At 68.7% G+C, this 13,531-nt stretch carries 14 protein-coding genes; 13 read left to right on the forward strand and 1 reads right to left on the reverse strand.

Translation table 11 applies throughout. From position 1 onward, the window contains the following. The first annotated feature begins 52 nt into the window (after positions 1-52). From IB261_RS15700 to IB261_RS15725, 6 genes are read left to right on the forward strand one after another with little or no spacing between them, the layout of a single operon-like run. The gene (locus tag IB261_RS15700; protein ID WP_081520383.1) at positions 53-1,027 is read left to right on the forward strand and encodes an AAA family ATPase; all 975 of its coding nucleotides are present in this window, start codon (positions 53-55) and stop codon (positions 1,025-1,027) included. Next, positions 1,008-1,958 carry a DUF58 domain-containing protein gene (locus IB261_RS15705; RefSeq protein WP_192382535.1) on the forward strand — a complete coding sequence of 317 codons (951 nt, stop codon included), beginning with the start codon at positions 1,008-1,010 and terminating at the stop codon, positions 1,956-1,958. Before IB261_RS15700 ends, IB261_RS15705 begins: the two co-directional genes overlap by 20 nt. After that, positions 1,955-2,449 (forward strand): DUF4381 domain-containing protein, encoded by a 495-nt coding sequence (locus IB261_RS15710; protein ID WP_192382536.1) that lies wholly within the window; start codon positions 1,955-1,957, stop codon positions 2,447-2,449. The genes IB261_RS15705 and IB261_RS15710 overlap by 4 nt, the downstream gene beginning before the upstream one ends. Continuing rightward, positions 2,436-3,410, forward strand: coding sequence for a VWA domain-containing protein (locus IB261_RS15715; protein ID WP_192382537.1), 975 nt, complete (start codon positions 2,436-2,438; stop codon positions 3,408-3,410). The genes IB261_RS15710 and IB261_RS15715 overlap by 14 nt, the downstream gene beginning before the upstream one ends. Continuing rightward, complete coding sequence (locus IB261_RS15720) at positions 3,411-4,901, forward strand: VWA domain-containing protein (RefSeq protein ID WP_192382538.1); 1,491 nt, start codon at positions 3,411-3,413, stop codon at positions 4,899-4,901. It abuts the gene before it with no gap. Then, positions 4,898-6,133 carry a BatD family protein gene (locus IB261_RS15725; protein ID WP_192382539.1) on the forward strand — a complete coding sequence of 412 codons (1,236 nt, stop codon included), beginning with the start codon at positions 4,898-4,900 and terminating at the stop codon, positions 6,131-6,133. Before IB261_RS15720 ends, IB261_RS15725 begins: the two co-directional genes overlap by 4 nt. Here the strand turns inward: IB261_RS15725 and IB261_RS15730 are convergent. Continuing rightward, on the reverse strand, positions 6,130-7,029 hold the full coding sequence (locus IB261_RS15730) for a LysR family transcriptional regulator (protein WP_192382540.1): 900 nt from the start codon (positions 7,027-7,029) through the stop codon (positions 6,130-6,132). The genes IB261_RS15725 and IB261_RS15730 overlap by 4 nt on opposite strands. A gap of 110 nt (positions 7,030-7,139) precedes the next feature. On the opposite strand from IB261_RS15730, the gene IB261_RS15735 reads away from it, so the two are divergent. From IB261_RS15735 to map, 7 genes are all read left to right on the forward strand, one after another. Continuing rightward, the gene (locus IB261_RS15735; RefSeq protein WP_081520390.1) at positions 7,140-7,613 is read left to right on the forward strand and encodes a MaoC family dehydratase; all 474 of its coding nucleotides are present in this window, start codon (positions 7,140-7,142) and stop codon (positions 7,611-7,613) included. Further along, positions 7,610-8,758 (forward strand): acyl-CoA dehydrogenase family protein, encoded by a 1,149-nt coding sequence (locus IB261_RS15740; RefSeq protein WP_412548394.1) that lies wholly within the window; start codon positions 7,610-7,612, stop codon positions 8,756-8,758. The genes IB261_RS15735 and IB261_RS15740 overlap by 4 nt, the downstream gene beginning before the upstream one ends. Before the next feature lie 8 nt (positions 8,759-8,766). Further along, positions 8,767-9,765 carry an acyl-CoA dehydrogenase family protein gene (locus tag IB261_RS15745; protein WP_192382542.1) on the forward strand — a complete coding sequence of 333 codons (999 nt, stop codon included), beginning with the start codon at positions 8,767-8,769 and terminating at the stop codon, positions 9,763-9,765. A 67-nt stretch (positions 9,766-9,832) separates the two neighbouring features. Then, positions 9,833-11,155 (forward strand): MFS transporter, encoded by a 1,323-nt coding sequence (locus tag IB261_RS15750; protein WP_192382543.1) that lies wholly within the window; start codon positions 9,833-9,835, stop codon positions 11,153-11,155. A gap of 26 nt (positions 11,156-11,181) precedes the next feature. Beyond that, positions 11,182-12,456 (forward strand): CaiB/BaiF CoA transferase family protein, encoded by a 1,275-nt coding sequence (locus IB261_RS15755; protein WP_192382544.1) that lies wholly within the window; start codon positions 11,182-11,184, stop codon positions 12,454-12,456. 96 nt (positions 12,457-12,552) lie between these two features. Further along, entirely contained in the window at positions 12,553-12,762 is a 210-nt protein-coding gene (locus tag IB261_RS15760; RefSeq protein WP_081520395.1) for a ParD-like family protein, read from the forward strand. 26 nt (positions 12,763-12,788) lie between these two features. Then, on the forward strand, positions 12,789-13,529 hold the full coding sequence (gene map / locus IB261_RS15765) for a type I methionyl aminopeptidase (RefSeq protein WP_494515533.1): 741 nt from the start codon (positions 12,789-12,791) through the stop codon (positions 13,527-13,529). Positions 13,530-13,531: the final 2 nt, after the last annotated feature.

Below are 13,531 nucleotides of genomic sequence, written 5' to 3' on the forward strand. Positions count from 1 at the left end.
GTGCTTCACCGCGCACTGTACAACCCCAGGCGTGACCGCACGGAGCCCCCTCTTGGACATTCGCACTCCGCTCCTGGACCTGGAGCGCAACCTCTGCCGCGTCGTGCTGGGCCAGGAAACGGTGATCCGACAACTGCTCATCGCCCTGCTCGCCGACGGCCACCTGCTGCTGGAAAGCCTCCCGGGACTGGCCAAGACCCGCACGGTCAAGGCCCTGGCGCAACACCTGCACGGCAGGATGAGCCGCATCCAGTTCACCCCCGACCTGCTGCCCTCGGATATCACCGGCGCGGAAACCCTCCACGCCCACGGCGGGCATGCCGAAATCCAGTTCCAGCCGGGCCCGCTGTTCGGCAACCTGATCCTCGCCGACGAAATCAACCGCGCGCCGGCCAAGGTCCAGGCGGCACTGCTCGAAGCCATGGAAGAACGCCAGATCACCTGCGCCGGCCGCAGCTACCCGCTGCCCGAGCTGTACCTGGTGCTCGCCACGCAGAACCCCATCGAACAGGAAGGCACCTACCCGCTGCCCGAAGCACAGCTGGACCGCTTCCTGATGAAACTCAAGCTCGACTACCCGGCGCCCGAGCACGAGGAAACCATGCTGCGCCTGCTGCGTGCCGAAGGTTGCGGCGGTGCTCGTGCCCGCGAAGCCGTGGAGCCGCTGGACGCGGAGATTCTGTTGGCGGCACGGGAGCAGGTCGCCGCCATCGAAGTGGCGCCGAGCATCGACCGTTACCTGGTGGACCTGATGCGCGCCAGTCGCCGCCCCGCCGATTACGACGCGCAACTGGCGCGCTGGATCGAGGTTGGCTGCAGCCCGCGCGGCGCCATCAGCCTGGACCGCGCCGGACGCGCCCACGCCTGGCTGGAAGGCCGCGACCACGTCCTGCCCGACGACATCCACGCGGTGCTGCTGCCCGTCCTGCGCCATCGCCTGTTGCTCAGCTACGAGGCGGTGGCCGAGGGCATCGATACCGACGCCGTGCTCTGCCGGCTGCGCGACCATGTCGCCATTCCCGCCTGAGCGCCGCGCCGACGGTCTGGCCTACGCCGACCTCGGCCGCCTGCTGGCCCTGGAAATGCCCGCGCGGCGCCTGGGCGCACGCATTACCCGCCTTGCCGCCGCCAGCCTGATCGGCCAGCACGCTTCGACCCTGCGCGGGCGCGGGCTGGACTTCCAGGAGCTGCGCCATTACCGCCCCGGCGACGACCTGCGGCGTCTCGACAGCCGCGCCAGCCTGCGCCACGGCACGCCGCTGGTACGCAGCTTCAGCGAGGAGCGCGAGCGCCCCGCGCTGATCTGGGTCGACCAGCGCATGGACATGTTCTTCGGCTCGCGGCGCTACCTGAAATCCACCCTGGCCGTGGAACTGGGCGCGCTGCTGGCCTGGAGCGCGCTGCACGGCGGCGACCGGGTCGGCGGGCTGGTGTTCAGTGACCGCCATGAAGAGCGCCTGCGCCCCACCCGCAACCCGGCCGGCATTCGCGCCTTCTGCGCGGCGATGCTGCGGCACAACCATGCACTGTCTGCCGATAGCGCCCCGGCGAACGGCGCGCGGCTGAACCCGTTGCTGGAAACGCTGCTCAGTGGCCCGGAGCGTGGCGGGCAGCTGTATCTGATCAGCGACTTCTCGGGCTGCGATGAGCACACCCGTGACCTGCTGCAGCAACTGCGTCGGCGCCACCGGATTCTCGCTTTGCAGGTACAGGACCCGCTCGCCCTTCAGCTGCACGGCGACACGCCGCTGAGCCTGAGCGATGGCATTGGCTGGCTGGACCTCGACCTGCGCCGCAGGACCGTGCGCCATCCCATGCAGGACTACCTCCGTGGTCGCCTGGACAGCGTGGCGGAACACCTGCGCCTGGCCCAGGTGCCGCTGCTGCGCCTGAGCACCGCCGAAGCGCCGCTGGACCAGTTGCGCCGCGAACTGCTGCGCCTAGGAGTCCTGGCATGAGCAGCGTGGCCCCGGACCTGCGGCAATTGCAGGAGTTGCCGCTGCCGCCGCTGCCTTCCTACTGGCCGCCGGCCTGGGGCTGGTGGGTGCTGCTGATGGTCCTGATCCTCGTGGCGGCATTGCTCGGCCTGCGGCGCTACCGACGTTGGCGCGGCCAGCAGTACCGGCGTGAAGCCCTGGCACAACTCGATCTCCTGGCGCTGCAAGCTGCGGAACAGCGGCGCGAGCTGGCCTCGCTGCTCAAGCGCTGCGCGCTGTCGATCCCCGAACTGCGCAATCGCCACGCGGAAATCACCACGCTGAACGGCCCGGCCTGGCAGGCCTTCCTGCAACGGCACTGCCCGTGGCCGTTGGCTTCCGATCTCGCGGAACGCCTGGCGCAGCTCGCCTACGCCCCTTCTGCGCAACTGCAGCGCTGGCCGCAAGCGGACTGGGACGCCCTCTTCGCCCAGGTGCGCCTCTGGCTGGAGGCTCACCGTGTGGCAGCTTGATTACCCCTGGGTGCTGGCCCTGTGGCCGCTGGGCCTGCTGGCGATCTGGCTGCTGCCCGAGCAGCGCGTGGCGCGCACGGCATTGCGCGTGCCGTTCTTCAGCGAACTGCGCCGCGTGCATCACGCACCCTTGGGCAAGGCTCCCGCACGCTGGCAGGGCTGGCTGAACCAGCTCAACTGGTGCCTGTTGCTGCTCGCCCTCGCCCGCCCCGCCTTTTATGAACCGCCGCAAATGCTGATCGAGCCGGCGCGCGACCTGGTGCTGGCCATCGACCTGTCGCAATCCATGGCCACCCGCGACTATCGCGACACCCAGGGGCGCCAGCTGGACCGGCTCACGGCAGTGAAACAGGTGCTGCACGACTTCATTGCCCGGCGCAGCGGCGACCGTCTCGCCCTGGTGGTGTTCGGCAGCGGCGCCTACGTGCAGGCCCCGCTGACTCTCGATCACAAGACCCTGTTGCGCCTGCTGGACGACAGCGCCATCGGCATGGCCGGACCGAATACCGCCATCGGCGATGCCATCGGCCTGAGCCTGCGCGTGCTGGCCGGGCCGGCGCTGCGTGCACAGCAGATCGTGCTGCTCACCGACGGCAGCGACAACGCCAGTGCCGTTCCTCCGGAGCGCGCGGTGGAACTGGCGGTGCAGCGCGGCGTAGTGCTACAGGCCATCGCCATCGGCGACAGTCGCGGGCAGGGTGCGGAGAAAGTCGACAGCGAGCGCCTGCAAGTCCTGGCCGAGACCACTGGCGGACGCTTCTTCCGTGCCGAAGACAGCCGGGCGCTGGCCGACGTCTACGCCGAACTGGACCGCGGCGCTCCGCACCCACAGCCACGGCTGGGCCCCCGCCCGCGCCATGAAGGCTTCTACTGGCCGCTGGGCCTGGCCCTGCTGCTGACCTGCTGCGGCCATCTGCTGGCCGCCGGCGCCGTGCGCCTGCCCAGCCTGCGGAGAGCCTGAATGCCATTCCATCGACCGCTCTGGCTGCTACTGATCGTCGTGACGCTCCTGCTGCTGCAGCTCTGGCGCCGTCGTCAGGACCTCGGTCGACGGTTGGCAGAACGCATCGCACCGCACCTACTGCAACATCTGTTGCTCGATCGGCCGGGCGCAGGCCGGCTCGCCCCGGCGCACCTGCTGACGCTGTTCCTCTGCCTCGGCGCAGTGGCAGTTGCCGGCCCCATCTGGCCGGGGCACACAGCTGACCTGGCCGATGATCGCGGCCTGCTGATCCTCGCCGTCGAACTGTCGCCCAGCATGGATGCACCGGACCTGCGCCCCACCCGCCTCGAAGCCGCCAAGCGCAAGCTGCGCGATCTGCTCAGGGATCGCCAGGGCGCGCCCACCGCGCTGATCGCCTATGCCGGCAGCGCACACCTGGTGCTGCCGCCCACCGACGACCCCGGCCTGCTGGAAAGCTACGTCCAGGCGCTGTCCACCGCCCTGATCGAAACACCCGGCAGCGACCTGCGTGGCGTCCAGCATCTGGCCGCGAACCTTTCGGAGGACGCGGGCACGCCCGCCAGCCTGGTGCTGTTCGCCGACAATGCGGACCCTCGCGAACTCAACGACCTGCAGCGCCACGCCAGCGATGCGCTGCAATGGCTGCTGGTGGATTGCAGCGCGGCGCCCTCAGGACGCTCCGCCTCCCTGACCGAACTGGCCAGCGCCCTGGATGCCGGCCTGCGCGCACTGAGCCCGGACGACAGCGACGTGCGCTGGATCGGCCAGCAAGCCGTGCGGCACTTCCAGGCCCGCCAGGAAGCTGCGCAAGGTTCGCGGGAAGTCGGCTACTGGCTGTGCTGGGCGCTGCTCCCGGTGGTGCTGCTCAGCCTGCGCCGTGGTTGTAGGGTCCACTGGCTGGGGGCTGCGCTGCTGGTCCTGGGCGCTGCCCTGCCAACCCCGCCCGCCATGGCCGCCAGTTGGCTGGACGCCTTCGCCAGTCCGGACCAGCAAGGCCGCTGGGCCCTCCAGCATGGACGCCCGGCACTGGCCGCCGAGCGCTTCGACGATCCCTACTGGAAGGCACTGGCGACCTATCAGGCAGCGGACTACGCCGGCGCCCTCGCGCTGTTCTCCCGTCTCGACACGGCCGAGGCGCACTTCTACGCAGGCAATTGCCAAGCCCGACAATACCGCCTCACCGAGGCCATCAAAGCCTATCGCCGGGCCCTGGCCTTGAAGGCCGACTTCCCCGAAGCTCGCGCCAACCTTGCGCTGGTGGAAGCGCTGGAAAAGGACCGCGAAGACGCCGCGCAAAACGCACCCAAGCAACGCGGCGACGATGAAGTCATCGACGACTCGGCGGACAAGGGCCGCAGCATCGCCCAGCCCTCGGGCCAACGACCGGCCGACGAGCACTGGCTGGATAGCCTGCAGACCTCTCCCGCCGCCTTCCTGCGCAACAAGTTCCGCGCGCAGGGCAGCCACATCGGGGAGGACAGGCCTTGAAGCGGGTCCTGCAGTTGCTGCTGATGCTGCTCGCCACTGCCGCGTATGCAGACGGACCACAATTGCGCGTCGAAGCCCAGCTCATCCCCGATTCCAAGGTAAGTCTCGGCGCGACGCTGGCGCTGCAACTGGACGTACTGACGGACACCTGGTTCACCGCCGCGCCGCAGCTCCCTGCCCTGCAACTGCCAGGCACCCGCGTGGCCGAGCCAGCCGGCTCCCCCGTGCATCTGACGGTGGAGCGCGACGGGCAGACCTTCTTTGGCCTGCGTTACCAGTACCGGATCACGCCCCGTCAGGCGCAGCGTTTCGAGATTCCCGCGCTCAAGGTCAGCGCGCAGGTCGGGCAAGCCACGGCCACGCTTCACGCCAACAGCCGGCCGTTGAGCTTCGGGGTATCGCCCGCACCGGACGACGGCGCCCGCCTGGTCGCCGACTCGGTGCAACTGCAGCAGGTTCTGCGACCGCCCGTGGCTGCATTTCAGGTGGGCGACAGCCTGGAGCGCCGCGTCGAGCTGCGGGTACGGGGCGCGCCGATGGAGCTTTTGCCTCCCGCCGAATTCGCCGCCGTGGAAGGCACCCGCCAGTATCCGAACCCCGTCCGACTGCAGGAGCTCGACGACGGGCGCGGCCACAGCGATGGAGCGCTGCGTGTCGACAGCGTCGCCTATCAGTTCGAGCGCGCGGGACGCATCGAGTTGCCGCCGCTGGAACTGCGCTGGCGGCAAGCCAGCAACGGCGAACTGCACGTGGAGCAGCTGCCGGGCCTGACGTTGGAAGTGGCCGCACCACCGCCTTCGGTGAACCACAGGGCGTGGCGCGATCGACTGGGGCTGTGGATCGAGCGGCACGCGCTGGCCGCCCTGCTGCTGATTGCCGGCCTGGCGCTGGCCTGGCACTGGCTGGCCGTGCCCGCCGCAGCGGCCCTGCGATGGCTGCAGCGCCTCGTCAGCCGGCTGCGCCAACGCTACCGGCATTCGGAACATCGGGCCTGGCGTCGGCTGCACCGGCAACTGCAGCAGCGGCCTGCGCGGCTGGATGGTCTCTACCTCTGGCTGCAGAGGCAGCAGGTGCGCTCGACCGAGCTGCAACGAACCCTGCGCCTGCTGTACGGCAGTACACCCGATGCCGAACGGGGCCTGCGCGTGCTGCGTGGACTGCTGCCAGAACTGCGCCGTCAGCGTGGCGAGCGGCAACCCCGTCCGCCTGCGTTGCGCAAGCTCAACCCCTAGCCTTCCGCGGCCAGCAACTCTACCGCCACATCGCGGAACTGCCTCACCACGCGGCTCTCGTTATCCGGGTTGTAGACCAGGGCGAGTGCCACGGTGCGCTCCTGGCGCGGGGTTTCCAGCTCGAGGAAGCACACCGGCGCCGATGAGTTGCGCGCATGCAGCGCCGGCACCAGCGCCACGCCCAGACCGCACGCCACCAGGCTGATGGCCGCCTGCACCTGGGTGGTGGAATGCACCAGTTGCGGCACGAACCCCGCCGCCTGGCAAAGCTGCAACAGCACGTAGTGCAGGCCCTCGGTGTGCGGGTAATCGATCAGCGGCTGGTCGGCGACTTCCGCCAGGTGCACGCGGCTGCGCCCGCTCAGTGCCAGCGGGCTGTCCTGAGGGACCACCAGCATCATCGGCTCCCACACCAGCGGAATCAGCTTCAGCGCCGTCGGCTGCGGCAGTGGGAAACGCACCAGACCGACATCGGCGCCGCCATTCTCCACCAGTTCCAGCACGCCGCTGGAAGGCAGCTCGCGCAGCTCCAGGGCAATGCCCGGATAGCGCTGGCGGAACTCCGGAATCAGCTGTGGAATCAGCGAAAGCGTCGCCGAGCCGAACGAACCCAACGTCAATTGCCCGCGTTCCCCGGCCCCTGCCTCAAGCGCGTAACGCCGCGCCTGCTGCAAGTGCAGCAACGCCTTGCGCAGCTCCGGCAGGACCGCCTCGCCGGCTTCGGTGAGGGCCACCTGGCGCGTGGTGCGCTCGAACAACGGCAGGCCGATCTCCTCCTCCAGCTTGCGGATCGACACCGACAGCGGCGGCTGGGACATGTGCAGGCGCTCGGCGGCCTCGCGGAAGTTCAGGGTCTCGGCCAGGGCGAGGAACTGGTGAATCTGGCGCAGCTCCATACTGATACTCCATATGTATCAATCGTTCTCCAAATAATATTGGATGAGTACGAGCCCTGCCCATAGCCTGACCCCACTCGACGACAACAATCCCAACAGGAGAGTGGTGCATGGCGCACAACGAAATCGCCCTCGGGCAAGGCTACTACTGGCAGCAGATCGAAGCCGGCCAGCGTTTCCGCACCTTCCGCCGGACCGTCACCGAGGCCGACCTGATCGGCTTCGTCGGCGTCACCGGGCAGACCGAAGTCATCTTCATCGACAGCACCTTCAACGGCGCCATCCAGGGCCGCCCGGTGCCGGCGGCGCTGAGCTACAGCCTGATCGAAGGCATCCTCATGCAGACCATGCTGCAAGGCACCGGCCTGGCCCTGCTGGAACTGCACAAGAGCGTGAAAGGCCCGGTGGTCGTAGGTGACACCCTGGAAGCCGTGGTGGAGATCGAGGACGTCCGCCCGACCTCGAAGAACAACCGCGCCGTGGTCACCTCCCGCGTCTTCGTGCTCAACCAGCGCGAGGAAACGGTGATGGAGTACCAGGTCAAGCGCCTGCTCGCCGGCCGCCCCGAGCGGAGTGAAGGCTGATGCTCGAAGCCCTCGATTTCCGCGCGCTGCCGGCGCGGCACGAGGCCTTGCGCGAGGAGCTGCGCAGCTTCCTCGCCGAGCGCCTGCGGGACTACCCCACCGACCTGCGGGCGCGCAGCTGGCAAGGCTTCGACGCCGACTTCAGCCGTGCCCTGGCCGAGCGCGGCTGGGTCGGGCTGACCCTGCCGCGCCAGTATGGCGGCGCCGGCCTCGACCCGCTGGCGCGCTTCGTGGTGGTGGAAGAACTGCTCTGCGCCGGTGCGCCGGTAGCCGCGCACTGGATCGCCGACCGCCAGAGCGGCCCGCTGCTGCTGCGCTTTGGCAGCGAACAGCAGAAGCGCCAGCACCTGCCGGCGATCTGCCGTGGCGAGCAGTTCTTCTGCATCGGCATGAGCGAACCGAACTCCGGCTCGGACCTGGCCAGCGTGCGCACCCGCGCCGAAGCCAATGCCGACGGCTGGCTGCTCAACGGGCAGAAGATCTGGACCACCTACGCCCAGCACAGCCACTACATGATCGCCCTGGTGCGCACCTCCGGCAGCGCCCAGGACCGCCATCGCGGGCTGTCGCAGGTGCTGGTCGATCTGTCGCTGCCGGGCGTGAGCATCCGCCCGATCCGCGACCTGACCGGCGCCGAGCACTTCTGCGAAGTGTTCTTCGACAACGTACAGCTGCCCGCCGGAGCGCTGGTCGGCGAGGAAGGCGACGGCTGGAAGCAGGTGACCGCCGAGCTGGCCTTCGAGCGCAGCGGGCCGGAGCGCATCTACTCCAGTATTGCCCTGCTCGATGCCTGGCTGGACTGGCTGCGCACCGACCCGCAGGCAGGCCAGGAACGTCTATTGGGCCAACTGCTCGGCGAGCTGATGGTGCTGCGTGCGCTGTCGGTCAGCCTCGCCGCACAACTGGCGGACGGCCGCAGCCCGGTAGTGGAAGCGGCGCTGGTGAAGGACCTGGGCACCAGCTTCGAACAATCCATCCCGACCCTGCTCGGCGACCTGCTGGGCGCGGTGCAGGGCGCCGCCGTCCCGCACCTGCTGCAACGCACCCTGGCCTACCTGGAACGCATGGCCCCGGTGTTCTCCCTGCGCGGCGGTACCCGCGAAATCCTCCGCGGCGTGATCGCCCGCGGCCTCGGCTTGCGATAGGAATCCCCATGAGCCTCGACAACCTCATTCTCGACGCCTTCGGCCAGTGGCTCGAAGGCGAAGTCAGCGCCGAGCGCGTGCGCCGCATCGACCTGGGCGAGCCCGCCGACGGGCTGTGGCGTTCGCTGGCCGAACACGGCTTCGCCGACCTGCTGCTGCCCGAGGAACTCGGCGGCGCGGCGGCCAGTGCCGAAACCGCCTGCCACCTGCTGTTCGCCGCTGGCGGCGCGGCCCTGCCGCTGCCGCTCGCCAGCACCTGGTGGGCGCGCCTGGCACTGGCCGAAGCCGGCCTGGCGCTGCCCGAAGGGCCCATCGCCCTGGCCAATGGCGAACGCGCTGGTCAGGGCCTGCGCTGCCATGCGGTGCCGTTTGCCGCGCAATCCCGCTGGGTATTGGCGACGCTGCCGGAAGACGCCTGGCTAATGCCGGTGGATGGCGCACAACGGCGGGCGGATGGCGTTCACGCCAGCAGCACCGAGGAACTGCATTGGCCGAGCCTGCCGGAGAACGCCCAGCGCCTGCCGCCAAATCGTGACTGGCGCGCCCTCGGCGCGGCCTTCAGCGCAGCGCTGATCGCCGGCGCCGCCGAGCGGGTACTGCAACTGACCCTGGACTACGCCACTACCCGCCAGCAGTTCGGTAAGCCGGTCGGCGGCTTCCAGGCCATCCAGCAACAGATCAGCGTGCTCGCCGAGGAAGTCTTCGCCGCGCGCATGGCGGCGCAACTGGCGCTGCGTGGGTCGACATGGCCGCAAGGCATCCCCGCCGCTGTGGCCAAGGCGCGCTGCAGCAGCGCGGCGGTGCGCATCTGCACCATCGCCCATGCCGTCTTTGGCGCCATCGGCGTCACCGAGGAATGCGACCTGCAGCTCTACACCCGCCGCCTGTATGCCTGGCGTACGGACTTCGGCAGCGAGGCGCACTGGCAGCCGCTGATCGGCCGCGCAGCCCTGCGGGAGAGCGGCGACAGCCTGGCCTTCCTGCGTCGCCACCTGCCCGCAGCCTGAGCCGTACCCCTCAGAACCGTGCTTCTCAAAACCGTGCTTCTCAAAACAATGACAATGGAGAACACCGATGGCCCACCTTCTCAGCCAACCGCATCGTGCCGCTTCAACGAGCGCGGCTGCCAGCGCCCGGCCCATCGCCTGGCGCACCATCATCGCCGGCAGCGTCGGCAACACCGTGGAATGGTTCGACTGGACGGTCTACACCGCCTTCGCGCTCTACTTCAGCCACCAGTTCTTCCCCTCGGACAATGAGACCACCGCCCTGCTCGCCTCCTTCGCGGTGTTCGCCATCGGCTTCGCCATGCGCCCGCTGGGCGGCTGGCTGATCGGCATCTTCAATGACCGCGCCGGGCGCAAGGCGGCGCTCAACCTGACCATCCTGATGATGGCGCTGCCCTCGCTGCTGATCAGCCTGATGCCGACCTATTCCACCATCGGCATCGCCGCGCCCGTGCTGATGGTAGTGGCGCGCATGGTCCAGGGGCTCTCGGTAGGCGGCGAGTACGGCGCCGCCGCGACCTTCCTTGCCGAATCGGCGCCGGCCAGCCAGCGTGGCCTGTACTCGGGTTTCTTCTTCGCCAGCATCGCCCTCGGGCTGCTGTTCGCCTCGGGCCTGGCCTGGGTGCTGAGCCAGTGGCTGAGCCGTGAACAGCTGATCGACTTCGGCTGGCGCATTCCGTTCTTCATCGGCGGCCTGGGCAGCCTCGCCGGCTTCTGGATTCGCCATGGTGTCGACGAGACCGCGGCCTTCCGCAAGAGCCAGGAGCAGCGTCGCGGCCAGTGCATCGAGCAGCCGCTGCGCACCCTCTGGCGCGAGCATCCGGAAGCCGTGAGACGCCTGGTCGGCATCAGCCTGCTGGGGGCCTTCGCCTTCTACCTGTTCGTCAGCTACCTGCCGGTGCACGCCATCCGCAGCCTCGGCGTGGAGCCGGGTACTGCCTATGCCGCCAGCAGCCTGGCGCTGGTGGTGTTCATGATTTCCCAGCCGCTGTTCGGCTGGCTGTCCGACCGCATCGGCCGCCGCCCGCAACTGATCGTCTTCGCCCTGGGCTACGCCGCCCTGCTCTATCCGGTGGTGCGCTCCATGGAGGCCTCGTTCGCCTCGATCCTCGCCGTCGAGCTGTTCGGCCTATTGCTCTACGGGCTGTACTCAGCCATCGCCCCGGCGATCAAGTCGGAGCTGTTCAGCACCGATATCCGCGCCCTGGGCATCGGCCTGCCGTACAACCTGGTGGTGGCGATCTTCGGCGGCACCACGCCCTACCTGATGACCTGGTTGCAGAGCCGCGGCCACGAGCAGTGGTTCCTGGTCTACGTCTCGATCATGGCGGTGATCACCCTGGTGGCCTTCGTGCGCATGCCCGAAACCCGCGGCAAAGACCTGCACTGAAGCCCCGCAGCGAACTGGAGAGAAGCATGAGCAACACTCAACAGCACGGCCCGCTCTCGGGCCTGCGCGTCCTCGACCTCTCGCGGGTCCTTGCCGGGCCCTGGGCCACGCAGATACTCGGTGACCTGGGGGCGGACGTGATCAAGGTCGAGCGCCCCACCCGGCGCGACGACACCCGCACCTGGGGCCCGCCCTTCCTGGAAGACAGCAGCCCCACCTGGGACGCCGCCTACTACTTCTGCGCCAACCGCAACAAGCGCGCCATCGCCGTGGACTTCGGCCACCCCGACGGCGCGGCGCTGCTGCGACGCCTGGCCGCCTCAGCGGATGTGCTGGTGGAGAACTACAAGGTCGGCACCCTGGCGCGCTATGGCCTGGATTACGCCGCGCTCAAGGCACTGAACCCGAAGCTGATCTACTGCTCGGTCACCGGCTTCGGCCAGACAGGCCCCTATGCCGGGCGCGGCGGCTACGACTTCCTGGTGCAGGGCATGAGCGGGCTGATGAGCATCACCGGGCGCCGCGACGACGAACCCGGCGCCGGGCCGCTGAAGGTCGGCCTGCCGGTGAGCGACCTGTTCTGTGGTCTGTACGCGACCATCTCGATCCTCGCCGCGCTGAACCATCGCCACGCCAGCGGCGAAGGCCAGCACATCGATTGCGCGCTGCTCGACAGCCAGCTGTCGCTGATGGCCAACCAGGCGATGAACCATCTGGTCAGCGGGCAGGTGCCGCAGCGCCTGGGCAACGCCCACCCCAACGTGGTGCCGTATCGCGACTTCGCCTGCAACGACGACTACATCCTCGTCGCCTGCGGCTCCGACGGGCAGTTCCAGGCGCTGTGCCGCCTCCTCGGCCGTGACGACCTTGGCGACGACCCACGCTTCACCCGCAACCCCGGCCGCAGCCAGCACCGCCGCGAACTGGAAGTGGAACTGGCAAAAAGCATCTCCGGCTGGCATGCCGCCGACCTGCTGGCCGCCATGGAAAAGGCCGGCGTGCCCGGCGGCCCGATCAACAACCTGCAGCAGGCCCTCGCCGATCCGCAGGTACAGGCCCGCGGCCTGTTGCAGACCCTGACCCGGCAGGACGGCACCGAAGTCACCCTGCTAGGCTACCCGGCACGCTTCTCCGCCTCGCCGCCCACCTACCGCCTGGCGCCGCCGATGTTCGCCCAGGACACCGCGCAGGTACTGGCCGAGCAACTGGGGCTGGCCACCGAGCAACTGGCGGAACTGGCCGGCAAGGGGGCGATCGCTTTGGCCCAACCACTGGCCGAGCCCGTCTCGCAGGTGGGCTGAGCCGCCGGCTTTGCATTCCCTCGCCTCGATCAATATGATGAATATATGTTTTGTTATGCTTCATAGCGAATTGCGTCAGAGAGAGGCGAGAGAATCATGGGCATCATCAACCTGGACGACGACCTGCACGACCAGTTGCGCCGCGCCAGCTCCGTGGCCTGCCGGTCGATCAACGCCCAGGCGGCGTTCTGGATCAAGATCGGCATGCTCTGCGAGCTGGAACCGACCCTGAGCTTCAACGAGATCATCACCCGCGAACTGCAGGAAGCCGGGGTCAAATACTCCGCCGCGGGAGGCGCCAAGTGACCAAGACTCCCGCGGAACTGGCACTGATGGCCGAATCCGGCCGGTTGCTGGCGAAGGTCTTCAGCTTCGTCGACACGCTGGCGCTGGAAGGCATGACGACCCTGGAAGTGAACGACCGGGTCGAGCGCTACATCGTCGATGAACTGCACGCGCGGCCGGCCAGCAAGGGCCAGTACGGCTTCGCCTACGTGCTCAACTCCTCGCGCAACCAGGTGGTCTGCCATGGCGTGCCATCCGAGGCGGACCGCCTGCAGGACGGCGACATCGTCAACTTCGACATCACCCTGGAGAAGAACGGCTTCATCGCCGATTCGAGCAAGACCTACCTGATCGGCAACGTCGCCCCCGCTGCCCGGCGGCTGGTGGAGGTCACCTACGAGGCGATGTGGAAAGGCATCCGCGCGGTGAAGCCCGGCGCGCGCCTGGGCGACGTCGGCCACGCCATCGAGCGGCACGCCCGGCAGCACGGCTACACCGTGGTCGAGGACTACTGCGGCCACGGCATCGGCCGCGAGATGCACGAGCCGCCGCAGGTACTGCACTTCGGCCGCCCGCGCACCGGGCAGGTGTTGCGCGAAGGCATGACCTTCACTATCGAGCCCATGCTCAACCAGGGCCATTCCGGGGTGAAAACCCTGGCGGACGAATGGACCGTGGTCACCCTCGACGGCAAGCTCTCCGCGCAGTTCGAACACACCGTGGCGGTGACCGCCACGGGCTTCGAAGTCCTCACCCTGCGCCCCGAGGAGCGCAACGCCGGCTACTGATG

It is taken from the genome of Pseudomonas sp. PDM20, from assembly GCF_014852575.3.
GTDB lineage: Bacteria > Pseudomonadota > Gammaproteobacteria > Pseudomonadales > Pseudomonadaceae > Pseudomonas.

Excerpts from the sequence above, each read along its gene's own strand:
- IB261_RS15705 (WP_192382535.1), top strand. The coding sequence starts at position 1,008 with ATGTCGCCATTCCCGCCTGAGCGCCGCGCCGACGGTCTGGCCTACGCC.
- IB261_RS15710 (WP_192382536.1), top strand. The coding sequence starts at position 1,955 with ATGAGCAGCGTGGCCCCGGACCTGCGGCAATTGCAGGAGTTGCCGCTG.
- IB261_RS15720 (WP_192382538.1), top strand. The coding sequence starts at position 3,411 with ATGCCATTCCATCGACCGCTCTGGCTGCTACTGATCGTCGTGACGCTC.
- IB261_RS15730 (WP_192382540.1), bottom strand. The coding sequence starts at position 7,029 with ATGGAGCTGCGCCAGATTCACCAGTTCCTCGCCCTGGCCGAGACCCTG.
- IB261_RS15735 (WP_081520390.1), top strand. The coding sequence starts at position 7,140 with ATGGCGCACAACGAAATCGCCCTCGGGCAAGGCTACTACTGGCAGCAG.
- IB261_RS15745 (WP_192382542.1), top strand. The coding sequence starts at position 8,767 with ATGAGCCTCGACAACCTCATTCTCGACGCCTTCGGCCAGTGGCTCGAA.
- IB261_RS15750 (WP_192382543.1), top strand. The coding sequence starts at position 9,833 with ATGGCCCACCTTCTCAGCCAACCGCATCGTGCCGCTTCAACGAGCGCG.
- IB261_RS15755 (WP_192382544.1), top strand. The coding sequence starts at position 11,182 with ATGAGCAACACTCAACAGCACGGCCCGCTCTCGGGCCTGCGCGTCCTC.
- IB261_RS15760 (WP_081520395.1), top strand. The coding sequence starts at position 12,553 with ATGGGCATCATCAACCTGGACGACGACCTGCACGACCAGTTGCGCCGC.
- map (WP_494515533.1), top strand. The coding sequence starts at position 12,789 with ATGGCCGAATCCGGCCGGTTGCTGGCGAAGGTCTTCAGCTTCGTCGAC.